Source organism: Streptomyces camponoticapitis (assembly GCF_014646115.1).
Lineage (GTDB): Bacteria > Actinomycetota > Actinomycetes > Streptomycetales > Streptomycetaceae > Streptomyces > Streptomyces camponoticapitis.
In genome coordinates this window covers 63,998-86,193 of sequence record NZ_BMMV01000016.1, presented here as the reverse complement: position 1 = coordinate 86,193, position 22,196 = coordinate 63,998, and the positions used below count along the sequence as shown (strand labels likewise).

Annotated in this window: 20 protein-coding genes; 7 read left to right on the top strand and 13 right to left on the bottom strand. The window is 72.1% G+C overall.

The window, feature by feature from the left end:
- Positions 1-55 precede the first annotated feature (55 nt).
- The 6 genes from IEY79_RS23305 to IEY79_RS23280 form a co-directional block, all read right to left on the bottom strand.
- Positions 56-430, bottom strand: coding sequence for a hypothetical protein (locus IEY79_RS23305; RefSeq protein ID WP_189109516.1), 375 nt, complete (start codon positions 428-430; stop codon positions 56-58).
- A 63-nt stretch (positions 431-493) separates the two neighbouring features.
- Complete coding sequence (locus IEY79_RS23300) at positions 494-1,006, bottom strand: roadblock/LC7 domain-containing protein (RefSeq protein WP_229701063.1); 513 nt, start codon at positions 1,004-1,006, stop codon at positions 494-496.
- Entirely contained in the window at positions 1,003-1,806 is an 804-nt protein-coding gene (locus tag IEY79_RS23295) for a transcriptional regulator (protein WP_189109515.1), read from the bottom strand. The genes IEY79_RS23300 and IEY79_RS23295 overlap by 4 nt, the downstream gene beginning before the upstream one ends.
- Positions 1,803-2,213: a roadblock/LC7 domain-containing protein gene (locus IEY79_RS23290; RefSeq protein ID WP_189109514.1), complete on the bottom strand. Its 411-nt coding sequence runs from the start codon at positions 2,211-2,213 to the stop codon at positions 1,803-1,805. The genes IEY79_RS23295 and IEY79_RS23290 overlap by 4 nt, the downstream gene beginning before the upstream one ends.
- A gap of 269 nt (positions 2,214-2,482) precedes the next feature.
- Entirely contained in the window at positions 2,483-3,883 is a 1,401-nt protein-coding gene (locus tag IEY79_RS23285) for an APC family permease (RefSeq protein ID WP_189109513.1), read from the bottom strand.
- A gap of 136 nt (positions 3,884-4,019) precedes the next feature.
- Positions 4,020-5,456, bottom strand: a complete 1,437-nt coding sequence (locus IEY79_RS23280) for a type III PLP-dependent enzyme domain-containing protein (protein ID WP_189109512.1) — start codon at positions 5,454-5,456, stop codon at positions 4,020-4,022.
- A 116-nt stretch (positions 5,457-5,572) separates the two neighbouring features.
- Between IEY79_RS23280 and hutU the strand changes: the two genes are divergently transcribed.
- The 4 genes from hutU (at position 5,573) to hutI (ending at position 11,215) form a co-directional block, all read left to right on the top strand.
- The gene (gene hutU, locus IEY79_RS23275; RefSeq protein ID WP_189109511.1) at positions 5,573-7,246 is read left to right on the top strand and encodes a urocanate hydratase; all 1,674 of its coding nucleotides are present in this window, start codon (positions 5,573-5,575) and stop codon (positions 7,244-7,246) included.
- 149 nt (positions 7,247-7,395) lie between these two features.
- Positions 7,396-8,586, top strand: coding sequence for an allantoate amidohydrolase (locus IEY79_RS23270; protein ID WP_189109613.1), 1,191 nt, complete (start codon positions 7,396-7,398; stop codon positions 8,584-8,586).
- Positions 8,529-9,944: a formimidoylglutamate deiminase gene (locus tag IEY79_RS23265; RefSeq protein WP_373292605.1), complete on the top strand. Its 1,416-nt coding sequence runs from the start codon at positions 8,529-8,531 to the stop codon at positions 9,942-9,944. Before IEY79_RS23270 ends, IEY79_RS23265 begins: the two co-directional genes overlap by 58 nt.
- A 17-nt stretch (positions 9,945-9,961) precedes the next feature.
- A complete protein-coding gene (gene hutI / locus IEY79_RS23260; protein ID WP_189109509.1) occupies positions 9,962-11,215 on the top strand; it encodes an imidazolonepropionase in 1,254 nt (417 codons plus the stop codon).
- Positions 11,216-11,302: 87 nt separating this feature from the next.
- Here hutI and IEY79_RS23255 read toward each other — a convergent pair whose 3' ends face one another.
- From IEY79_RS23255 to IEY79_RS23225, 7 genes are all read right to left on the bottom strand, one after another.
- Positions 11,303-12,571, bottom strand: coding sequence for a family 16 glycosylhydrolase (locus IEY79_RS23255; RefSeq protein WP_189109508.1), 1,269 nt, complete (start codon positions 12,569-12,571; stop codon positions 11,303-11,305).
- 158 nt (positions 12,572-12,729) lie between these two features.
- Positions 12,730-14,004, bottom strand: a complete 1,275-nt coding sequence (locus tag IEY79_RS23250) for a cytochrome P450 family protein (RefSeq protein WP_229701062.1) — start codon at positions 14,002-14,004, stop codon at positions 12,730-12,732.
- Between the two features lie 11 nt (positions 14,005-14,015).
- The gene (locus tag IEY79_RS23245) at positions 14,016-15,242 is read right to left on the bottom strand and encodes a cytochrome P450 (RefSeq protein WP_189109612.1); all 1,227 of its coding nucleotides are present in this window, start codon (positions 15,240-15,242) and stop codon (positions 14,016-14,018) included.
- Positions 15,243-15,357: 115 nt separating this feature from the next.
- Complete coding sequence (locus IEY79_RS23240; protein WP_189109507.1) at positions 15,358-16,068, bottom strand: GTP-binding protein; 711 nt, start codon at positions 16,066-16,068, stop codon at positions 15,358-15,360.
- Positions 16,046-16,405 carry a DUF742 domain-containing protein gene (locus tag IEY79_RS23235; protein ID WP_189109506.1) on the bottom strand — a complete coding sequence of 120 codons (360 nt, stop codon included), beginning with the start codon at positions 16,403-16,405 and terminating at the stop codon, positions 16,046-16,048. The genes IEY79_RS23240 and IEY79_RS23235 overlap by 23 nt, the downstream gene beginning before the upstream one ends.
- Positions 16,402-16,848: a roadblock/LC7 domain-containing protein gene (locus tag IEY79_RS23230; protein ID WP_189109610.1), complete on the bottom strand. Its 447-nt coding sequence runs from the start codon at positions 16,846-16,848 to the stop codon at positions 16,402-16,404. The genes IEY79_RS23235 and IEY79_RS23230 overlap by 4 nt, the downstream gene beginning before the upstream one ends.
- A gap of 8 nt (positions 16,849-16,856) precedes the next feature.
- Entirely contained in the window at positions 16,857-18,347 is a 1,491-nt protein-coding gene (locus IEY79_RS23225) for an ATP-binding protein (protein ID WP_229701061.1), read from the bottom strand.
- A gap of 536 nt (positions 18,348-18,883) precedes the next feature.
- Between IEY79_RS23225 and IEY79_RS23220 the strand changes: the two genes are divergently transcribed.
- From IEY79_RS23220 to IEY79_RS23210, 3 genes are read left to right on the top strand one after another with little or no spacing between them, the layout of a single operon-like run.
- On the top strand, positions 18,884-19,948 hold the full coding sequence (locus tag IEY79_RS23220; protein WP_189109608.1) for a GNAT family N-acetyltransferase: 1,065 nt from the start codon (positions 18,884-18,886) through the stop codon (positions 19,946-19,948).
- A gap of 59 nt (positions 19,949-20,007) precedes the next feature.
- Positions 20,008-21,354 carry a glycosyltransferase family 2 protein gene (locus IEY79_RS23215; RefSeq protein WP_189109505.1) on the top strand — a complete coding sequence of 449 codons (1,347 nt, stop codon included), beginning with the start codon at positions 20,008-20,010 and terminating at the stop codon, positions 21,352-21,354.
- The gene (locus IEY79_RS23210) at positions 21,351-22,151 is read left to right on the top strand and encodes a polysaccharide deacetylase family protein (RefSeq protein ID WP_229701060.1); all 801 of its coding nucleotides are present in this window, start codon (positions 21,351-21,353) and stop codon (positions 22,149-22,151) included. The genes IEY79_RS23215 and IEY79_RS23210 overlap by 4 nt, the downstream gene beginning before the upstream one ends.
- The last annotated feature ends 45 nt before the right edge of the window (positions 22,152-22,196 follow it).

Below are 22,196 nucleotides of genomic sequence, written 5' to 3'. Positions count from 1 at the left end.
GGTGCCAAGGGTGCCAAGGCCGGTAAGGCCGCCGAGCCCGCCCCGGCGACCCCCGTCACACCTCCAGTGCGTTCTCGATCTTCTTGAGCTGGTGTCTGGCCATCGCCAGATTCGCCCGCTGCTTGTCCAGCGCCACATAGAGGAACAGACCGTTGTTTCCACGGCCCTTGAGCAGCCGGATCAGGTGGTACTGGCCGCCGAGGGTGATCAGGATGTCCTCGATCTCGTCCTTCATCCCCAGCATCTCCATGGTGCGCACCTTGGCCCGCACCACATCGGTGTTCCCGGCGGCGGCGACCGTCAGATCGAGGTCTTTGCCGCCGCCGATGGTGCCGAGGGCCATGCCGCTGGTGTAGTCGACGAGGGCGGCCCCGACGGCGCCTTCGATGGAGGTGGTGGCTTCTTTGAGAGCCGCTTCGGTGTTGGCCATGAACGTCGCACTTCCTTTTCGTCTCTGGGTCGCTCGGGCGGGTGTTCTGCTCGGGGTCATGGATCAGGCGTTCTCCGGTCGTTCGAGGGAGCCGGCGAGCGCGCCGTCCACGAGTGAGCCGATCCGCGCGCCGGACCGGCGTGCCTCCAGATGGAGCCGGCCGACATTGATCCGCGGCTCGGCGAGCACGGTGAGGACGGCGGAGCCGCCGGCGGCGTACGTGGCCACGTAGCCGCGCTCGCCCCTGATGAGCAGTTCGCGGAAGCCGCCCTGGCCGGTGCTGTCGGTCAGCCGCAGGGAGACGCCGAGTGCTGCGGCGGTCAGGGCGGCGATGCCCTCGGGTTCGACGCCGGTCGCGACGCCGGTCGCGAGGCCGGTCTCGGGGCCGGCCCCCGCGCCGGCTGCCGCGCCGGCGCCCGAGATCTCCTCGGCGAGGACGAGACCGTCGGTGCTCGCCGCCAGCGCGCCGGTGACCTGGGGAAGACGGGCGCGCAGGCGCCGTAGCTCCCCGAGGACTTCGGCCTCCGCCGTCATCAGCTGTCTCCTCTCGCCGCGCAGCCGCAGGGCGCGTCTCACAGGCTTGCCTCCAAGGCGTCACGGAGCCGGCGGAGCAGCCCGATGTCGGGGTCGGAGACCTCGGCGATCCAGCCGGGCAGGACCGGACGGGCGTCCCGCGGGGGATCGGGAGGTGTGCCGACCAGCCCGGCCGCCGCCAGCCGCCGTACCTCAAGGAGGGTGTGGAACGCGGGACGGCCCAGGGCCCAGGCGATGGCCGCCGGGGTTCGTACGCCGTCGGCCAGCTCCAGCAGCGCGCGCTGGCGGTGGGTGACCGACTGGCCGGGCGCGGGGGCGCGGGGCACCACCGGCGAGGTGTCGACCGCCGGGTACGGCCAGACCTGGTCGAGCAGTTCACGGCGGCGCCGGGTCTCGCGTTCGACGGCCGCCGCCGGGACGGGTCGCACCGGACCGATCCAGTGCGCGACGCCGTACCGGAACCGGGTGGGGCCACTGCCCGGCGCGAGCGCGAAGAACGCGGCGTCGTACAGCGCGCCGAGATGGCAGATCTCCAGTTCCCCGCCGCCTATTCGGCCGCTGTCCACCAGGAAGCGCCCTACCGCGCCGCGGGCTCCGGCCTCGTCGACCGCCCGTTGCCAGCCGTCGCGCGGCAGCCGGCCGCCGGTGGTGAGCAGGGTGTCGATGCCGGGCGCGACGGGGCTCTCCGCGTGGACGACGCGGCCTTCGGAGAGATAGAGCGTGCCGTGGTCGCGCAGGAGGGCGCCGGTGGCGCGTTCGTCCGCCAGGCGGACGAGCATGGGCGAGACGGGGGAGACGGTGGGCGCGGAGGAGGCGGCGCGGGCCGCCGTGTCTGCGTTCATGCCAGTACCAGCCGTTCGGCGAGCTGTTGGAGCCGGAGCCGCGCGAGAGCGAGATTCCCGGTGTCGCGGTCGAGCCACAGATGGAGGAAGACGCTGCTGTCGAAGGTCGTCTCGACGAAACGCAGCACGTGGTAGCCGGTGCGGGTGGTGACGATCAGGTCCTCGACGGGCGGGCCCTTCGCGTTCCCGGCCTCGGGCCGTATCCGCTCGGCGGCGGGCGCGAAGGCGGGGTACTCGGCGGCGACCCGGGCCAGTTCGGCGGTCTCGGTCGCGGTCGTCTCGTGATCGCCGTTGGGCGACTCGCCGGCCGTACCGAGCGCGAGACCGCTGGTCCAGTCGACGATCGCGGCTCCGCGAGCGCCGGGCAGGGCCATGATCTCGTGCAGGCATGCGTCGATTCCGGGCACGCGGACTTCCCTCCCAGCCGATCGTGAGTAGGCACCGTCGTGCGGCAGTGACGGCGAGATTACGCAACGTTCGTACCGTGGAAGGGATTTCGGGCAATTTCCATCGGAACATGCCCCGCGGCGCTAGGGTCGGCGCACGGAACGGCTCGGCACGGCCCGGGGCGGTCGCGCGTGCCGTCCCGTAGCCGTGCCCGTAGCCGTGCCCGTAGCCGTGCCGTGGCCGTTCGCACGGCCGTTGTGTGTGGTCGTGTGACGTCCGGTGCGACGTACTACTTGGTCACGTCGCCGCCCGCCTTCGCGTGCTCCTCCGAACGCGCCTTCAGTACCAGCTTGTTGACCGCCCACAGCGCGATTCCGATCGCCAGCAGCACCCCGGCCCGGATGTAGACGTCGGCGGCGCGGTCGGCCAGCGGACTGGCCAGGACCAGCGCGGTGATCGCGCCCAGTACGGGCACGATCGTCGGCGCGCGGAAGTGCCGGTGCTCGACCCGGTCGCGGCGCAGCACCAGCGCGGCGACGTTGACCACGAAGAACACGCACAGCAGCAGGAACGACGTCGTGTCGCCCAGCCCCTGGATCTCGCCGGTCGACACCAGCCCGATGGCGAGCAGCGCCACGAAGACGATGCCCACGACCGGCGTACGGCGTGCGGGGAGCACCCGGCCCATGGCCTTCGGCAGGATGCGTTCGTTGGCCATGCCGTAGCAGAGCCGCGAGGCCATCATGATGTTGATCAGCGCGGAGTTGGTGACGGCGAAGAGCGCGATCAGGGCGAAGAGCTTCGGCGGGAAGTCGACGCCACCGGCCTTCACCACTTCCAGCAGCGGGCCGCTGGAGCCCTCCAGGGTCTTGTAGTCCACCAGGAGGGACGAGACGAGGGCGACCAGGATGTAGATGGTGCCGGTGACCGCGACGCCGATGAAGATCGCGCGCGGGAAGGTCCGCGTCGGATCCTTGGTCTCCTCGGCCATGTTGACCGAGTCCTCGAACCCGACGAACGCGAAGAACGCGAGCGCGGTCGCGCCCAGCACGCCGGTCATCAGGGAGAAGCCGGTGCCGCTCGCCTCGAAGTCGGTGAGCCGCGACGGCTCGCCGTCACCGGTGAGGACCGCGTACGCGCCGATGCCGAGGATGATCGCGAGGCCGCTCAACTCGACGAGGGTGAGCACCACGTTGGTCTTCACCGACTCCGAGACACCGCGCAGATTCAGCGCCGCGAGCGCGACGATGAACGTGATCGCGACCAGGGTCGGCGGGATGGCGTCGGTGAACTCCGACAGATAGTCGCCGCTGAACGCGCGCGCCGCGGCGCTCGCCGACGACAGGCCCGAGCACATCACCATGAAGGCGACGATGAAGGTCAGGAAGGGGACCTTGAACGCCTTCTGGGTGTAGAGCGCGGCGCCGGCGGCCTTCGGGTACTTGCCGACGAGTTCCACGTACGAGGCCGCCGTCAGGATCGCGACGACGAAGCCGATGGCGAACGGCACCCAGAGCGCGCCGCCGACCTTGCCCGCGACCTGGCCGGTGGTGGCGTAGATGCCGGTGCCGAGGATGTCGCCGATGACGAACAGGATCAGCAGCTTGGGGCCGAGGGCGCGTTTGAGTTCGTGTTTGTCTTCGGCGGGTGCCGGTGTGTCCGCCGCCGTGGGTGTTTCCGGTGTGGGCATGCGATGACCTCCCCCGTTTGATGGTGGGAGATGTTCTGCCCGGTGCGGCGGCGGAGATTCCTGGCGGTCCGCTGATCGGTCGGCCGGTCGGCCGGTGGGCCCCGGGCCGGTCTGTCGGCCCTGGTCCCCGGGGCGGTCAGTCCCGTACGAGCGCGTCCGGATCCCCGCCGCCCGACTCGGCGACGATCTCCGCCACCGTCTGCGCCGGCCGTACCGTGGCGAACCGCACCGCGCCCGGCGTCGTGCCCGCCGTCGCCGTGAAACCGTGGACGCCGGGCCGGGCCAGGCTGTTGTACGCGTAGTGGTTGGCGAAGTAGTACGCGCCCGTGTCCAGCGCCGCGACGACATCGCCTTGGGCGAGCAGCGGCAGGGGCCGGTCCGTGGCCAGCACATCGCCCGCGAAGCAGGCCGGGCCCGCGATGTCCTGGTTGACGTCGGGGCCGCCCTTGGGCCGGCCCTCGGCGTCGTACGCCGCGATGCGCAGCGGCCACGACTCCGGGTTGTAGACGGTACGGGTGGCGATCTGCACGCCCGCGTGGGTCACGGCGATGGGCCGGCCGCCGGCGGACTTCGCGTACTCGACCCGGGCCAGGACCGTGCCGTGCTTGGCGAGCAGGGAGCGGCCGAACTCGGTGACGAGCCCGTAGCGGCCGTCGAACAGGCCGGGGACGGTGGCCTTCAGCAGACGGGCGTAGTCGGCGTAGGCGGGGGTCTGCTCGTCGGAGGAGAAGTTGACCGGGAGGCCGCCGCCGATGTCGATGGTGTCGACCTGCTGCCGGCCCGCCGCCGCGTTGATCTCCTCGGCCAGCTCGTGAACGGTCCGCACGCCCTCCGCCATGAGGTCGAACGGCACGCCCTGGGAGCCGGAGTGGGTGTGCAGCCGGGTCAGCCAGGGCCGGTCCAGGAAGGCCTGGACGACCCAGGCGCGGGCGCCCTCGTCGCGCAGCGCGACGCCGAACTTGGACGTCGCCGTCGCCGTGGACAGCGCGCCGATGGAGCCGCTGCCGGTCTGCGGATTGACCCGTAGGCCGATCGGGGAACGGGTGAGCGCGGAGTGCGGGAGGCCGTCGAGGCGGGTGAGCTCCTGGGGGTTGTCGGCGTTGACCGCGATGCCAAGGGAGAGTGCCTCGCGCAGTTCGGCCGGGGTCTTGGCGGGGGAGTCCAGGACGGTGCGCTCGGGCGCGATACCGGCGGCGCGCGCGATGCCCAGCTCGCCGGGGCTCGCGACCTCGGCCCCGATGCCCTCGTCGCGCAGCAGGCGCAGGACGGGCACGAGGGGTGCGGCCTTGACGGCGAAGGCGTGCAGCACACGGGTGTCCGGGGCGGTGACGGCGGCGAAGGCCGCGTGCAGCGCCGCGGCGGAGGCGCGGATGCCCGTCACGTCGAGGAGGGCGACGATCGGGTCGGCCTCGGTGAGCAGCCCCCGCTCGACGGCGGCCCGTACGGCGAGATCGCGCCGGGCGGCGGCTTCCCTCGCCGCCTGCGGACCCGCGTGGCCGGTGCCGTCTTCTCCGCGGCTGTCCTCGCTGTTGTCCTTGCCTGTCTCTTCGACCGTGCCCGTGTCCTCGATCATGCGTGTCAGCCAATCATCCGGCCGCCGGTTGCTCCACTGTTGACTACATCTATTCAGGCCCCGAGTATGTGAATAGATCAGCCAACAGTGGAGCAGTGACGGAGGAGGCACCCGCCATGTCAGGACCCCGACCCGTACGGGCACCGCGCGGTACGGAACTGAGCGCCCTGGGATGGCAGCAGGAAGCCGCCCTCCGCATGCTCCAGAACAACCTCGATCCCGAGGTCGCCGAACACCCCGACCAGCTCGTCGTCTACGGCGGCACGGGCAAGGCCGCGCGCGACTGGCGCTCCTTCGACGCGATGACGCGCACGCTGCGGACGCTGAAGCAGGACGAGACGATGCTCGTCCAGTCCGGCCGCCCGGTGGGTGTGATGCGGACCCACGAGTGGGCGCCGCGCGTACTGATCGCCAACTCGAACCTCGTCGGCGACTGGGCCAACTGGGAGGAGTTCCGCCGCCTGGAACAGCTCGGTCTCACCATGTACGGCCAGATGACCGCCGGCTCCTGGATCTACATCGGCACGCAGGGCATCCTCCAGGGCACCTACGAGACGTTCGCCGCCGTCGCCGCGAAGAAGTTCGGCGGCACGCTCGCCGGGACGATCACGCTGACCGCCGGGCTCGGCGGGATGGGCGGCGCGCAGCCGCTGGCCGTGACCATGAACGACGGGGTCGCGATCTGTGTCGACTGCGACCCGCGCGCCATCGACCGCCGTATCGAGCACCGCTTCCTGGACGTGCGGGCGGACTCCCTGGAGCACGCGCTCCAGCTCGCCACCGAGGCGCGCGACGCGCGCAGGCCGCTGTCGATCGGGCTGCTCGGCAACGCGGCGGAGCTGCTGCCCCGGATGCTCGCCGAAGGCGCGCCGATCGACATCGTCACCGACCAGACGTCGGCGCACGACCCGCTGGCGTATCTGCCGCTGGGCGTCGACTTCGACGACATGGCGTCGTACGCCGCCGAGAAGCCCGCTGACTTCACGCTCCGCGCCCGCGAGTCCATGGCGCGGCACGTGGAGGCGATGGTGGGCTTCATGGACGCGGGCGCCGAGGTCTTCGACTACGGGAACTCCATCCGGGGCGAGGCCCAACTGGCGGGCTACGAACGGGCGTTCGCGTTCCCCGGCTTCGTACCGGCCTACATCCGGCCGCTGTTCTGCGAGGGGCGGGGGCCCTTCCGCTGGGCCGCCCTGTCCGGCGAGGCGTCGGACATCCACAAGACGGACCAGGCGATCCTGGACCTCTTCCCCGAGGACGACTCGCTCCAGAACGCGTCCCTGCACCGCTGGATTAAGATGGCCGGCGAACGTGTCCACTTCCAGGGCCTGCCCGCGCGCATCTGCTGGCTCGGCTACGGCGAGCGCGACAGGGCGGGCGAGCGCTTCAACGACATGGTGGCGAGCGGCGAGCTCGCCGCGCCGGTCGTCATCGGCCGCGACCACCTGGACGCCGGATCGGTGGCGTCCCCGTACCGCGAGACCGAGGCGATGCTCGACGGCTCGGACGCGATCGCCGACTGGCCCCTGCTGAACGCCATGGTGAACGTCGCCTCCGGCGCGACCTGGGTCTCGATCCACCACGGCGGCGGAGTCGGCATGGGCCGCTCGATCCACGCGGGCCAGGTGACGGTCGCGGACGGCACGGAACTGGCCGGGGAGAAGATCCGCCGCGTCCTGACGAACGACCCGGGCATGGGGGTCATCCGCCACGTCGACGCGGGCTACGACGCGGCGACGACGGTCGCCACGGAGCGCGGCGTCCGCATCCCGATGCGGGAGAGCGAGTGACCGCCACGCGAGGCCCGGCCCCGTCCCGGGACAACGGCCCGGCCTCCGCCCCGGCCTCCGCCCCGGCCTCCGCCCCGGCCTCCGCCCCGGCCTCCGCCCCGGCCTCCGCCCCGGCCGGGGGCGGCTCCGGCGCGGTCTCCTTCCAGGAGATGTGGCGGGAGCTCGCGCCCATCGGGCGGGACCCCGGCAGCCGGGGCTACCGGCGGTATGCCTGGAGCGGGGCCGACCGGGAGTGCCGGGACTGGTTCCGGGCGCAGGCCGAGGCGCGCGGGCTCGCCTACGAGAGCGACCGGAACGGGAACCAGTGGGGCTGGCTCGGCGACCCGGACGCGGGGGACGCCGTCGTCCTCGGGTCGCATCTGGACTCCGTGCCCGACGGTGGGGCCTTCGACGGGCCCCTCGGCGTGGTGTCCTCCTTCGCCGCGCTCGACGAACTCCGCCGCAGGGGAGCGGAGTTCACCCGGCCCGTCGCCGTCACCAACTTCGGAGACGAGGAGGGTGCCCGGTTCGGGCTCGCCTGCGTCGGCTCCCGGCTCACCGCCGGGCAGCTCACCCTGGAACAGGCGCACGCCCTGCGTGACGGGGAGGGCGTCCCGCTGCCGCGCGCCATGGAGGCGGCCGGATACGACCCGGACGCCATCGGGCCCGACCCCGAGCGCCTCGCCCGCGTCGGCGCGTTCGTCGAACTGCACGTCGAGCAGGGGCGCGCGCTCGACCTGACCGGTGACCCCGTCGGTGTCGCCTCCTCCATCTGGCCGCACGGCCGGTGGCGCTTCGACTTCCACGGCGAGGCCAACCACGCGGGCACCACCCGCCTCACCGACCGCCGCGACCCGATGCTCACCTACGCCGAGACGGTCCTCGCCGCCCGCCGCGAGGCCGCACTCGCCGGTGCACTCGCCACCTTCGGCAAGATCGCCGTCGAGCCCAACGGCGTGAACGCCATCCCCTCCCTCGTACGCGGCTGGCTCGACTCGCGCGCCGCCGACCAGGCCACCCTCGACACCGTCGTCACCGCGATCGAGGCGGCGGCCCACGAGCACGCCGAGCGCGCGGGCATCGATCTGCGGGTCGTACGGGAGTCCTTCACGCCCGTTGTCGAGTTCGCCCACAGCCTGCGCGACGAGATCGGCGGGATCCTCGGCGGCAAGCTCCCCGTGCTCGGCACGGGCGCCGGTCATGACGCGGGTATTTTGTCCGGATCCATTCCGACCGCCATGCTGTTCGTACGGAACCCCACCGGCGTCTCGCACTCCCCGGCCGAGTTCGCGGCCGAGGACGACTGCGTGGCCGGTGTCCTGGCACTCGCCGACGTACTGGAAGGGCTGGCGTGCACGTGACCACGTACTGGCTGGAGCACGCCTGGCTCGACACCCACGTCGAACCGGCCGTGACCGTGACGGTCGCGGACGGCCGCATCACCGAGGTCCGCACCGGGGACGACACCCCGCCCGCCGGTGCCACGGCCCTGCGCGGACTCACCCTCCCCGGCCTGGCCAACACCCACTCGCACGCCTTCCACCGCGCGCTGCGCGCCAAGGTCCAGGTCGGCTCCGGCACCTTCTGGACCTGGCGCGAGATGATGTATCAGGTCGCCTCCCGGCTCACCCCCGAGACCTACCACGCGCTCGCCCGCGCCGTGTACGCCGAGATGGCCCTGGCCGGCATCACCTCCGTCGGTGAATTCCACTATCTGCATCACGCTCCTGGCGGAACGCCCTACGACAATCCCAACGCGATGGGCGAGGCGCTGATCGCCGCCGCCGACGAGGCCGGGATCCGGATCACTCTCCTGGACACCGCCTATCTCTCCTCCGGCATCTCCAAGCGGCGCGGCGGCAAGCCCCCGGACCGCCACCAGGTCCGCTTCTCCGACGGCACCGCCCACGCCTGGGCGGAGCGTGTGTCCGCCCTCGGGGACCGCTACACCAAGGACGACGACCATGTGCGGATCGGCGCCGCCGTCCACTCCGTACGCGCCGTGCCCTCCGAGCAGCTGTCGACCGTCGCCGAATGGGCCGAGGCCCGGGGGACCCCGCTCCATGTCCATCTCTCCGAACAGACCGCCGAGAACGACGCGTGCCTGGCCACCCACGGCCGCACCCCCGCCCAGCTCCTGGCCGACCACGGGGTCCTCGGCCCCCGCACCACCGGCGTCCACAACACCCACCTCACCGACGAGGACATCGCCCTGCTGGGCTCCTCCCGCACCGGCACCTGTATGTGCCCCACCACGGAACGCGACCTCGCCGACGGCATCGGCCCCGCCGCGCGGCTCCAGCACGCGGGCTCGCCCCTGTCGCTGGGCAGTGACAGCCACGCCGTGATCGACATCTTCGAAGAGGCCCGCGCCATGGAGCTCAACGAGCGGCTGCGCTCCCGCGTCCGGGGCCACTGGACGGCCGCCGCCCTCATCTCCGCCGCCACGGCGGACGGCCACGCGGCCCTCGGCAGGCCCGACGGCGGCCGGATCGAGCCCGGCGCTCTCGCCGACCTCGTCACGATCGCCCTGGACTCCGTCAGAACAGCGGGGCAGGTACCGAGACTGGGCGCCGAGACGGCCGTATTCGCCGCGACGTCCGCGGACGTGCGTCACACGATCGTGGGCGGCCGCCATCTCGTACGAGACGGGGAGCACACCCTGATCCCCGACGTGCCCGGAACCCTCGCCCGGTCCATCGCGGCCGTACGCGGCTGAAGGAGAACGCCCCCACGATGACGCCCGCCACCACGCCCCCCGGCACGCCCGCGAGCACCCCCGCGGGACCACCCGTCCAGCCGAGCGCCCCCACGGCCGCCCCCACCACCGCCATCACCAACATCGCCGCTCTGGTCACCAACGACCCCTCCCTCGGTGACGGATCCCCCATCGGTCTGATCCAGGACGCGGCCGTCGTCATCGGCGGCGACCGCGTCGTCTGGGTCGGTGAGTCAAGCAAAGCACCCGCCACTGACAACGCCGTCGACGCCGGCGGCCGGGCCGTCGTCCCCGGCTTCGTCGACTCCCACTCCCACCTCGTCTTCGCGGGCGACCGCACCCAGGAGTTCAACGCCCGCATGTCGGGCCGCCCCTACTCGGCCGGCGGCATCCGCACCACCGTCGCCGCGACCCGCGCCGCCACCGACGAGGCGCTGAGCGCCAACGTGGCCAGATATCTCGCCGAAGGCCTCCGCCAGGGCACCACCACGCAGGAGACCAAGTCCGGCTACGGCCTCACCGTCACCGACGAGGCGCGCTCGCTGCGCGTCGCGGCCCGGCACACCGACGAGGTCACCTATCTCGGCGCCCATATCGTCGCGCCCGAACTCGCCGATGATCCCGCCGCCTACGTCGACCTCGTCACCGGCGACATGCTCGACGCCTGCGCCCCGTACGCCCGTTGGATCGATGTCTTCTGCGAGAAGGGCGCGTTCGACGGCGACCAGGCCCGCGCGATCCTCACCGCGGGCCGGGCGAAGGGCCTCCAACCACGCGTCCACGCCAACCAGTTGTCGTACGGCCCGGGTGTCAGGCTCGCCGTCGAGATGGACGCCGCTTCCGCCGACCACTGCACCCACCTCACCGACGAGGACGTCGACGCGCTCGCCAACTCCCGTACGGTCGCCACGCTGCTGCCCGGCGCCGAGTTCTCCACTCGTGCCGAGTGGCCCGACGCCCGCCGGCTGCTCGACGCGGGCGCCACCGTCGCGCTGTCCACCGACTGCAACCCGGGCTCGTCCTTCACCTCGTCGATGGCGTTCTGCATCGCCCTGGCCGTACGCGACATGGGGATGACACCCGACGAGGCGATCTGGTCGGCCACCGCGGGCGGGGCCGCCGCTCTGCGCCGTACGGACGTCGGACGCCTCACGCGCGGCGCGACCGCCGACCTCGTCGTGCTCGACGCCCCGAGCCATGTCCACCTCGCCTACCGGCCGGGCGTGCCGCTGACCTGGGCGGTCTGGCGCGCCGGCGAACGCCTGCACTGACCGGGCCGCCGGGAGAACGGCGAACCCCGGCCGCGGGCAAGGGACTTGCCGCGCGGCCGGGGTCCGTGGACGGACAGAGCCGCGGTGTTACGCGTTCACCGACCACTTCTGGTTGGCCGCGCCCGTGCATGTCCAGATCTGCGCCCGTGCCCCGTTGACCGAGGCACCGCCGGTCACGTCCAGGCACTTGTTCGCCTGGATGTTCACCACGTCGTTCGCGCCCGACACCGCCCAGCGCTGGTTCCCTCCGCCGGAGCAGTCCCAGAGCTGGAGCTGCGCGCCGTCCGCGGTGCTGTTGTCCTTCACGTCCAGGCACTTGCCGAGCGCCCGCAGGGAGTCGTTGGCGCCCCTCGTCCACTGCTGCGCGCCGGAGCCGTTGCAGTCGTAGAGCTGAACAGGCGTCCCGTTGGCGGAACTCGCGCTCGCCACGTCCAGGCACTTGCCGCCGAGACCGGTGATCGAACCGCCGGTGCCGCCACCGCCGTCCGTCGTGACCCGCACGTAGTCGACGGTCAGGGTGCTCGGGAACGGCGTGCTGCTGTTCGGGTCACCGGGCCAGTAGCCGCCGACCGCGAGGTTCAGGATCAGGAAGAACGGCTTGTTGAACACCCATTCCCGGCCGCCCAGATCGGCGGGCGTACGGGTCTGGAAGACGTTGCCGTCGACCGACCAGCGGATGGAGTTGGGCGACCAGTCGATCGCGAAGGTGTGGAAGGCGTCGGCGAACGCCTGGCCGCCGGGGAGGCTGTAGCCGGCGCCGATGCCGCCCGAGCCCGAGTAGCCGGGGCCGTGCAGGGTGCCGTGCACGGTGTTCGGCTCGAAGCCGACGTTCTCCATGATGTCGATCTCGCCGCTGGCGGGCCAGCCGACGTCGCCCATGTTGTTGCCGAGCATCCAGAACGCGGGCCACATGCCCTGACCGCGCGGGATCTTCATCCGTGCCTCGACGCGGCCGTACTGCGCGGTGAACTTGCCCGCCGTGTTGAGCCGGGCGGAGGTGTACTCGCACCGGCCGTACCAGCACTGGTAGTTGCCCGGGTTCTCCTTGCGGGCGGTGATCACGAGGTTGCCCTGGCCGTCGAGGCGGGCGTTGTTGTTGCCGGCCGTGTAGTACTGCCGTTCGTGGTTGTTGACGTTGTCGCCGGTCTCGATCTGCCATCTACTGCCGTTGACGGCCGATCCGGCGGGACCGTCGAAGTTCTCGTCGAAGGTCACGGCGGCGGCGGCCCTGGTGCTGTTCACGCGGGGTTCGGGGGCGGTCGGCGCCGCTCCGGCGGGCACGGCCGTGGCGACGCTCGTACAGCAGAGAAGAGCCAGGGCGTACAGCGTCACACGACGCCGCAGGGGGGTTCGCACAGGTCATCACTTCACTTCTCATGGAGTCATGTACATGACATTCAGGACTTTTGAGCCCGGGGCTGAACGCAGTTATTTCAATACTTGATTTAAGGGAGGGTGGGAGGGGCCGTCAAGGAGTTGGTATGGACCAAAGTTCCTGAGGGCTCGTCACCCGACTACCCGAGCGTGACCGGCAGTCGCTGCACACTGTTGCCCACGAAGCTCGCGTGACGCGGCAGTTCCGCCTCCGTGACCGCGACGTCCAGGTCCGGGAACCGCGTGAACAGCCGCTCCAGCGCGATCGTCGCCTCCATCCGGGCCAGCGACGACCCCAGACAGAAGTGCGCGCCGTGCCCGAGTGACAGATGGCGGGCGGCCGAGCCCGTGGCGTACCTGGTGACGTCGAACTCCGCCGCGTCGTCCCCGTGCGCGGCCTTGTCGCGCCCTGCCGCCGAGTAACCCGCCAGCACCGGCGTGCCCTTCGGGATCACGGTGCCGTCCACCGTCAGGTCCCGGGTCGGGTAGCGGAACGGGAAGAAGCTCACCGGGCTGTCCCAGCGCAGGGTCTCCTCGACCACGTCCGACCAGCTCGCCTTGCCGTTCTGGACCAGTTCGAGCTGGTCGCGGTGGCGGCACAGGGCGCGCACCGCGTTGGTGATCAGATTCAGCGTCGTCTCGTGCCCGGCGATGATCATCAGCAGCAGTGTCCCGATGAGTTCGTGCCCGCTCAGCCGGTCACCGTCCTCGTCGCGTACGGCGATGAGCGCGCTGGTCAGATCCTCGCCGGGATTCTCGGTACGGGAGGCTGCCACCGCGCTCAGTACGGCCACGATGTCCCGGTTGGCGGCCATCGCGTCCTCGGGGGAGATGTCCGTCGCGACGATCTGGTTCGACAGATGGTGCAGCTGGTCCTGGAACTTCTCGTCCACGCCCAGCAGTTCGCAGATCACCCCCATCGGCAGCGGCAGGGCGAAGTCCGCGCGGAGATCGACGATCCGGCCGTCCTTGGATTCCGTGGCCGCCAGACCGTCCAGCAGCTCCGCCGTCACCTCCTCCACCCGGCCGCGCAGGGCCTCCACCCGTCGCGACGTGAACGCCTTGCTCACCAGCGACCGCAGCCGCCGGTGGTCGTCGCCGTCCGCCGTCGTCATGCCTTGAACGGTCGCGAACGTCTTCAGCGGCCAGCCGTCCGGTATCCGCCCCTCCCGCAACGCCGTGAAGTGCGCCGCGCCCTTCGCGACATCGGGATGCGACAGGAACTCCTTCAGCGCGTCGTGTCCGATGACGGCCATCGCCTCGACCTCGCCGGGCAGTACGACGGGGGCCACCGCGCCCCGCGCGAGCAGAGTGGCGTTGGCGGCGTGCGGGCAGCCACCGGACGGGTCCATCCGGTACGGGGCCTGGGCCGCGGCGTCGGCCAGGTCGGCGGAGGGATCGGGCTTGGCGCTCATCGGGGCTCTCCTCAACTCCGCGGTGCCTGCGGTCCACGCGGCAACTGCGGTTCGGTGAAGCGGACGGGAAGGGCCGCCAGGCCCTTGCTCCAGGGCGATTTGATCCAGGCCAACTCGGCCTCGGGCACCGCCAGTTCGAGATCGGGCAGCCGGTGCCTGATGGTGTCGACCGCGGTACGCGTGATCAGCCTCGCCGGATCCTGGGCCGGGCAGGTGTGCGGCCCGGCCCCGAAGGCCAGGTGCGAGCGGTTGCCGACGACGGGCGTGCCGTCCTCCGGCAGGATGTCGGGGTCGGCGTTGGCGGCGGCCAGGCCGAGGATCAGCATGTCCCCGGCCCGCACCTCCTGACCGCCGAACCGCAGGTCGCGGGTGGCGTACCGGGCGGGGAAGTTCTGCGTCGGCGGGAAGCGCCACAGCACCAGGTCCAGCGCGTCGTCGACGCTCAGATGACCACCGCTGAGCGAGGACCGGAACGCCGGGTCGCACAGCAGGATGCGCAGGGTGGTGGCGATCCAGTTCACCGTCGTCTGGTTGCCCGCGACGAACATCACCACCAGGTTGTGCAGCACCTCCTCGTCCGTCAGCCGCGCCGGATGGTGCAGCAGCGCGGATGTGACGTCGTTGCCGGGACGGCGGCGCTTCTCCTCGATGAGGGCGAGCAGGATCGATCCCATCCGCTTGCTCGCGTCGGCGGAGTCGGCGTTCGCCACGACCAGCCCCGCGATGGCCTTCACCAGCTCCCTGCCCGTCGGCTCGTCGAGTCCGAGCAGGCCGGTGATCACCATCAGCGGCAGCTTGCGCGCGTAGTCCGAGACGAGGTCCGCCTCCTTGCGGTCGGCGAATTCGGTGATCAGCCGCTCGGACAAGGCCCGTACGCCGCGCCGCAGTTCATGTCCGTTGATCCGGGAGAGCGCGTCCGACACGGCCGCCCGCATCCGGCGGTGCTGCTGCCCGTCGGCGAACAGCAGCGCCGGGCGCCAGCCCACCATCGGCAGGATCGGTGAGTCCTCCGGCACCCGGCCCTCGCGCAACTGGCGCCAGCGGCGCGGGTCGTGGGAGAAGTCCTGCTCCTCACGGCTCAGCCGTACGAGCTCACGGTGGCCGAGCACCAGCCACGCCTCGATACCGGGCGCGACGGCGACGGGCGCCACCGGGCCGTGCTCGGCGCGCAGTCGCTCGTACAGGCGCGGCATCATGTCGCCGTCGAGCTGCTCCCCGAAGATCGGCGTCGCCGCCATGCGGCCGGCGACCGGACAGCCCCCGGCCCGGGGCTCGGCTCCGTCTCCGGACGAGGCTCCGGCTCCGGCTGACGCTGCGGCTTCGGCCGCGGGTGTGGTCATGGGGACTCCGTCGTCATGAGGACTCGGCGGCGAGGACGAGATGGCGTACGAGTGCGATCAGCGCCATGACGGACGACCGCTCGTCCCGCGCGTCGCAGGAGACCAGGGGTGTCTCCGGCAGCAGGTCGAGGGCCGCGCGCAGTTCGCCGTCGCTGTGCCGGGGGCTGCCGGGGAAGACGTTGACCGCGACCGCGAACGGCAGCCCCAGGTCCTCCAGATGGCCGAGCGCGTCGAACGAAGCGGTCAGATCACGGGTGTCCACCAGGGCGAGCGCGCCGAGCGCGCCCCGCGCCAGATCGCGCCAGGCGGGGAGGAAGCGCTGCTGCCCCGGCGTACCGAAGAGATAGAGGACCAGCTCGCCGTCGAGCGTCATCCGCCCGAAGTCCAGGGCGACGGTCGTCGTGGCCTTGGCCTGGTCGGGGGGTACGTCGACCGAGGCACCCGCCTGGGTCATCACGGCCTCGGTGCTGAGCGGCTTGATCTCGGAGACCGTACCGATGAGCGTCGTCTTGCCGACGCCCAGCGGTCCGACGACCATGATCTTCGCCGCGCCGGAGACGCTGGAGCTCACGTACTTGCCGGAAGCGGCGTCACCGGGGGAGACCGGCTCGTACGCCTGCGACGGCGCGTACGGGTCGGAGGGCGGGTCCGGCGGGACGTCGGACGACGCCGCCGTTTCCGGCGCCTCGGGCGCGGTGGCCTCAGAGGCGGCTTTCGAGGCCATGGAGGACCTTTCTCAGCATGGTCACATCGGCTCGTTCGGCCGGCGGTATGGGTGGGCGGGTCACGATGAGCCCCCAGTCGATCAGGTCGGCGAGCAACACCTGCACCACGGAGGGCGGTTGGCCGAGATGGGCCGACACCTCGGCCACCGACAAAAGGCCCTGACAGTGTGTCAGGATCGTTCGGTGTTCCGGCTGGAGAGTCGCCGGCGGGACCGCTGCCGCGGCCACCACCAGCGACTCCCAGGACAGTGGTTCGACTCCGGCGTCCGCCCTGCCACCGGTGATCACGTACGGGCGTACCGCCGACATGGTCCGGTCGTCGGGGCGCTCCGTCATGACGACGGGCTCACCGGATCCCGGGGATGGCTGCTCAGGTGGCTGCCGATCTTGACGACCAGCAGTTGCATCTGCTGGGCCACCAGGCCCACATCGGCGTCGGTCTCGGTCGCGGCGCCCAGCTGGGCGCCCACCCCGGCCGAGGTGAAGAGGACGAAGCCCTGGTCGGACTCCAGCATCAACTGCCGTACGTCGGCGCCGCCGCCGAACAGCAGCCCCGCGGTGGAACGCCCGGTCATGGTGAGCGCGGCGGAGGCCGCCGCGAGCGATTCGGCCTCGGCCACGCTCAGTTCGGACACCGGGCCCCTCAGTCCCTCGGAGGACGCGTGGCCGAGCCGCAGGCCGTCCTCCGAGACGACCACGGCGTGGCGGACCCCCGGGATCTCGGTCAGCGGGCGGAGCATCCACCCGAGGTCCGGGAGTCGCGAGATCGTTCCGGTCACTCTTCCGGTCACTGCCGGCCTCCGTCGTGTTGGTCGGGCACTTCGGTGTCCTGGACGGCCGCCGCGCGGCCACGACGGGAGCCGGACACCACGCTGGTGATCGACGCACGTGCCGCTTCGGGGGTCCAGGAGGGGTCGGGCTGTGCTTGCGGCTGCGATGCCTGTGGTGCCTGTTCCCGGGTCCGCTCCCTCTCCCGCGCGGTGGCGGGGACGGCGGACGGGTTCCGTCGTCTGCTGCGGCGGCGCGGCAGCCCGGCGGGCCCGTCCTCACCGCCGACGGCGGCGGGCCGTTCGTGCTCACGGTCCCCGTCCGGCGAGGCCCCGGCCGAGGACGCCTCCCCGGCCGTTCCCCTGCCTGCCGGTGCCTTGCCCGAGGACGCCTTCCCCGACGACGCCCGGTCGCGGGCCGGCACCGGCGGAAAGTGCGACAGCGGTTCGGTCAGCAGCCGGTGCGGTACGAAGGTGACGGCCCGGGTCCCGCCGTACGCGGACGCCCCCGTCAGCTCCACGTTGAAACCCATCTCCCGGCTCCAGCGCCCCACGCACGCCAGTCCCAGGCGCGGTACGGCCCCGAGCCGCGTCAGGTCCAGATCATCCCTGAGCTGCGACATCGCCTGCTGGAGTACGTCCGGCGGCATACCGAGGCCCGCGTCGTCGATCTCCACGACGGCTCCCGCGCCGACTTCCCGGATCGTCACGATCACCTGGGTGCGGGAGGGCGAGAACACGGTCGCGTTCTCCAGGAGTTCGGCGATGGCGTGCATCAGGCCCTCGACGGCGGGCGGCACCACGAACAGTGTCTGTCCGCCGTGCACCTCTACCCGCCCGAACTCCACGATCCGCGACTGCGCGCCGCGCACGCAGTCGTACAGCGAGACCGGCTGCGACTCGCGCCTGGCCGGCCAGATCCCGCACATCACGAGGAGCGTCTGGGCCTTACGTGTCATCTGCGAGGCCGCGTGGTCGGCCTTCATCACGTCCGCCATCAGCCGCGGGTCGTCGATGGCGCGCTCCACCTGGTCGAGCACCTGCTGCTGCACCGTGGCCATCGCGTGCATGTTGCGGGCGACCGACTCGAAGGCCGTCTGCACCGAGTCGCGCAGCCCGCGCTCGCGCCGTACGGCCTCGTCCGAGCCCAGCGCGGCGACCACCGCCGCCAGCGCGCGTGCGAAGTCCTCGCCGGTGTCGGCCTCGGGCGCGACCGGTCCGGGTACACCCTCCAACCGCCGTCCGGTGCGCACCCGTTCGGCGATGGCGGGGACGCGTACCGCCGCCAGATGGGCCACTTCGGCGGCCCGCGCGGCGGCGGTCCGCCGCTCCCGGTCGCGCTCGGCGCGCTCCGCGCCCAGCTGCCGGTGCAGCGTGATCACCCAGGCGAGCAGCAGCACGGCGAGGGCCGCGCAGCCACCCGCGAGCGCCTGCCGCCACTCCGCCGAGGAGCCCTGGCCGATCAGCAACGCGGCGACGCCGGCGGCCACCAGGACCGCGAGCCACCGCACGGCCCTTCTGCCCCGTCCGTCCACCGGACGGCTCAACACGGCGACCCCGACACGACAGGCGCTGATACGGCGAACACGGAGACCGGGCCCCTTCCAGGACTTGTCGGACACGTCGGGCTCCCGATGGGGTGATCGCGAGCAACCAGATCCTACGAGCAATGTGCCTGCTGCGGGCGGGAGTTGCTCAACTCCTGTCACACGGCGACACGAGTCGGGCACGACCCGCACACGCGTACGGCGGGCCTGCCGGACGTTCGGGCTGGCCGTGCGCGTGAACCCGTCCCGCACACGGGCCCCTCTGGCCACCATCGGCCACATGTACAGGTCCCTCCACCATGTCGGTCGCGTTTCGTATCCGTCATGACATGGCGGACTGGCCCTGTACCGGATCGATTTGGGCCGGTACCGTCCTGTTCTGCGTGTGCTCGTCGGGGGGACGGCCGCGGGAACGGCCGACAGGGACGGGCCCGAGCGACCGGGGGGTCGAGTTGAGCGAAGTACGTGTACGTGGTGCTGCCGCGGCCCGCATCCGTGTGATGCGGCCGGGGGAGCTGGACACGGGGGAGATCGACCGCTGGCGGGAGTTGCGGGCGCTGTCCGGCGCACCCGCCAATCCGTTCATGGAGCCCGAGTTCACTCTCGCCGTCGGCCGTGTGCGGCCGGGCGCGCGGGTGGCCGTCGTCGGAGACGGAAGCGGCGCGCCCGGGGGCTTCTTCCCTTACGAGAGAGGCCCGTTGGGGCAGGGCCGTGCGATCGGGTACGGGGTGTCCGACAGCCAGGGAGCGGTACTGAGCCCCGAACACACCCTCACGGCTGGGGAGTTGCTGCGCGCCTGCTCGCTCACCAGCTGGGAGTTCGACAACCTCGAAGCGGACCAGACGCTGTTCGTGCCCGAGGCCGCCGAGGAGTTCGACTCCCCGGTCATCGACGTCGGTCAGGGGTACGGGGCGTACGAGGCGGTCCTGCGCGCCGGATCGCCCAAGTTCTTCCGTACGACCACCGCCAAGGAACGCAGACTCGCCCGCCAGGCGGGTGAGGTCCGCTTCGTCTTCGACGAGCGCGACCCGGCGGCCCTGCGCACGCTGATGGAGTGGAAGTCCGCCCAGTACCGCAGGACGGGCCGCCGCGACCGGTTCGCCAAGGAGTGGATCAGCGCGCTGGTACGGCGGTTGGCCGCCGACCGCACGCCCGGCTGCTCCGGCGTCCTCTCCGTGCTGTATGCCGGGGACCGCCCGGTCGCCGCGCACTTCGGGCTCCGCTCGCGGACGGTCCTGTCCTGCTGGTTCCCGGCGTACGACACCGACTTCGCCAAGTTCTCCCCCGGCCTGATCCTCCATCTGCGGATGGCGGAGGCGGCGGCCGGCGCCGGGATAGCCCTGCTCGACCTGGGCAGAGGCGCCGCCGAGTACAAGGACGCGCTCAAGACGGGTGATCTGCGGGTGTACGAGGGGGCCTCGGTACGGCGCGGGCCACGGGCGGCCCTGTACCGGCTGAGCCGTGAGCCCTCGCGCCGCGCGCACAGCTTCGTGAGGAACCGGCCGAAGCTGGCGGGATACGCGCAGCGTGCCCTGAACCAGGTGGGCCGCCTCCGCGACCGGTGACCCGGCCTCTCCCGCGTACCACTTGTCCGTCGTTCCCACTGCCCACGAGCGGAGGCAGGATGCCCCACCGTCCCAGCACGTCGTCACGACCACCCTCGCGATCGCTCCTGCGTGACGTCGGCGTCGCCGACCTGGACCTGGACCTGGACCTGCCTCCGGAGGCCCCGGACCTCGCCGCCGAGAACCTGAGCCCCGCTCCCGGCAAGGCCGACGTCCTGTCGCTGACCCCGGCCCCCGGCGGACCGCCCCTCCACGCGGGTCCCGTCTACGCGCTCGTACGGCTCCGGGGCCGCCCCGTCGCCACCGTCCTCACGACGGTCCCGGACGGCGCCGACCCCGCCGAGGCGCTGACGGCGGCCTTCCTCGCCCAGTACGGCGAGGGCGCCCAACACCCGCCGCCGGCAGGCCCGTCGGCCGGAGAGCTGCCCCGTACGACAGTCGTCGTCGCCACCCGCGAGCGCGCCGGCCAACTCCGCCGGGCGCTCGACTCGCTCCTCGCCCAGGACCACCCGGACTTCCGTGTCGTGGTCGTCGACAACGCGCCCGCGACGACCGCCACCCGTGAACTGATCGACTCCCGCTACGCGGGCCGCGTCACCTACGTCCACGAGCCCGTGCCCGGACTTGCCGCCGCACACAACCGGGGCGTCACCGCCACCCACAGCCCCGTCGTCGCCTTCACGGACGACGACGTCGTCGCCGACCCGGGCTGGCTCTCCGCGCTCACCGCGCCGTTCGCCGCCGACCCCCGCACCGGCTGTGTCACGGGCCTGATCCTCCCCGCCCGCCTGACCACCCCCGCGCAGGTCCTCCTGGAGAGCCACGGCGGCTTCGCGAAAGGCTTCGCGCCGCGTCTCTACGACCCGGCCGCACCGCCCGCCGACGAGCCGCTCTTCCCGTTCACCGCGGGCAGCTTCGGATCCGGCGCCAACATGGCCTTCCGCGCGTCCGCGCTGCGCGCCGTCGGCGGCTTCGACCCCGCCACCGGCACCGGCACACCCGCCAAGGGCGGCGACGACCTCTACGCGTTCGTCCGGATCCTGACCGCGGGCCACCGCCTGCGGTACACACCCGGCGCGCTGGTCTGGCACCACCACCGCGAGACCTGGCAGGACCTGCGGAACCAGGCGTACGGCTACGGCGCCGGCCTCACCGCCTACCTCACCGCCGTCCTCTGCCGCCACCCGGCGCTCCTGCCCTCCCTGCTGGCGAAGCTGCCGCGCGGCCTCGCCCACGCGCGGGCCATCACCGCCCACCGGGAGGAGCCGAGCGCGACGGGGGCGGGCACTCCCGGGGCGCACGGCACTCAGGGCCACCCGTGGCCGCGCACCCTGTCCCGGCTGGAGCGCAGAGGCATGCTGTACGGCCCGCTGGGCTACGCGAGGGCCCGCTGGGGGCGACGATGACGCCGTCAGGGGCCATCCCCGTGCTGCTCTACCACGCGGTGATGGACGACCCGCCCGCCTGGATCGCCGAATTCACCGTCACACCAAGGCAGTTCACCGACCAACTGGACGCGGTCGTGGCCGCGGGCCGTACCCCCGTTTCCGTCAGCGCTCTCGTCGACGGGCTGACGGGGGGCGCCCCGCTGCCACCCCGGCCCGTGGTCCTGACCTTCGACGACGGATTCGCGGATCTGCCGGGACCGACGGCCGAAGCGCTCGCCGAGCGCTCGCTGCCCGCCACCGCGTATCTCACGACCGGTGCCATCACTCCGGGCCTCGGCAGCCTGCTGCCACCCGCGCCGATGATGACCATCAAGCAGGCGCCGTCGCTGGAGCGGTACGGCGTGGAGGTCGGCGCGCACACGGTCACGCACCCGCAGCTGGACACCCTCCGCGCGCCCCGACTGGACCGTGAGCTGAGGGAGTCCAAGGCGGCGCTCGAAGACGTACTGGGCCACGAGGTCGCCCATCTCGCCTATCCGCACGGCTACAACAGCCGCGCCGTACGGGGGGCCGCCCGCGGGGCCGGGTACGCGTCGGCCGTCGCCGTACGCCACGCCCTCAGCTCCGGCACGGACGAACCGTTCCGTATCTCCCGCCTCATCCTGCGCCGCGGCCACACGGTGGCGGACGTGGAGGCGTGGATGGCGGGGGAGGGGGCGCGGGCGGCGCCGTTCCCCGACTCGGCGGCGACGGTGGGCTGGCGCCTCTACCGCAAGGCCCGCGCGGCCGTCGGGGGACCGCGGTTCGCCGGTTAGCCAACGCTGTCCGCCGGTTGGGCAACGCCGTTCGCCGGTTGCGCA

Bases quoted from the DNA above. Each gene is read 5' to 3' on its own strand.
- IEY79_RS23305 (WP_189109516.1), bottom strand. From the start codon at position 430: ATGGCCAACACCGAAGCGGCTCTCAAAGAAGCCACCACCTCCATCGAA.
- IEY79_RS23295 (WP_189109515.1), bottom strand. From the start codon at position 1,806: ATGAACGCAGACACGGCGGCCCGCGCCGCCTCCTCCGCGCCCACCGTC.
- IEY79_RS23285 (WP_189109513.1), bottom strand. From the start codon at position 3,883: ATGCCCACACCGGAAACACCCACGGCGGCGGACACACCGGCACCCGCC.
- IEY79_RS23280 (WP_189109512.1), bottom strand. From the start codon at position 5,456: ATGATCGAGGACACGGGCACGGTCGAAGAGACAGGCAAGGACAACAGC.
- hutU (WP_189109511.1), top strand. From the start codon at position 5,573: ATGTCAGGACCCCGACCCGTACGGGCACCGCGCGGTACGGAACTGAGC.
- IEY79_RS23270 (WP_189109613.1), top strand. From the start codon at position 7,396: ATGTGGCGGGAGCTCGCGCCCATCGGGCGGGACCCCGGCAGCCGGGGC.
- hutI (WP_189109509.1), top strand. From the start codon at position 9,962: ATGACGCCCGCCACCACGCCCCCCGGCACGCCCGCGAGCACCCCCGCG.
- IEY79_RS23250 (WP_229701062.1), bottom strand. From the start codon at position 14,004: ATGAGCGCCAAGCCCGATCCCTCCGCCGACCTGGCCGACGCCGCGGCC.
- IEY79_RS23245 (WP_189109612.1), bottom strand. From the start codon at position 15,242: ATGGCGGCGACGCCGATCTTCGGGGAGCAGCTCGACGGCGACATGATG.
- IEY79_RS23240 (WP_189109507.1), bottom strand. From the start codon at position 16,068: ATGGCCTCGAAAGCCGCCTCTGAGGCCACCGCGCCCGAGGCGCCGGAA.
- IEY79_RS23235 (WP_189109506.1), bottom strand. From the start codon at position 16,405: ATGACGGAGCGCCCCGACGACCGGACCATGTCGGCGGTACGCCCGTAC.
- IEY79_RS23220 (WP_189109608.1), top strand. From the start codon at position 18,884: ATGCGGCCGGGGGAGCTGGACACGGGGGAGATCGACCGCTGGCGGGAG.
- IEY79_RS23215 (WP_189109505.1), top strand. From the start codon at position 20,008: ATGCCCCACCGTCCCAGCACGTCGTCACGACCACCCTCGCGATCGCTC.
- IEY79_RS23210 (WP_229701060.1), top strand. From the start codon at position 21,351: ATGACGCCGTCAGGGGCCATCCCCGTGCTGCTCTACCACGCGGTGATG.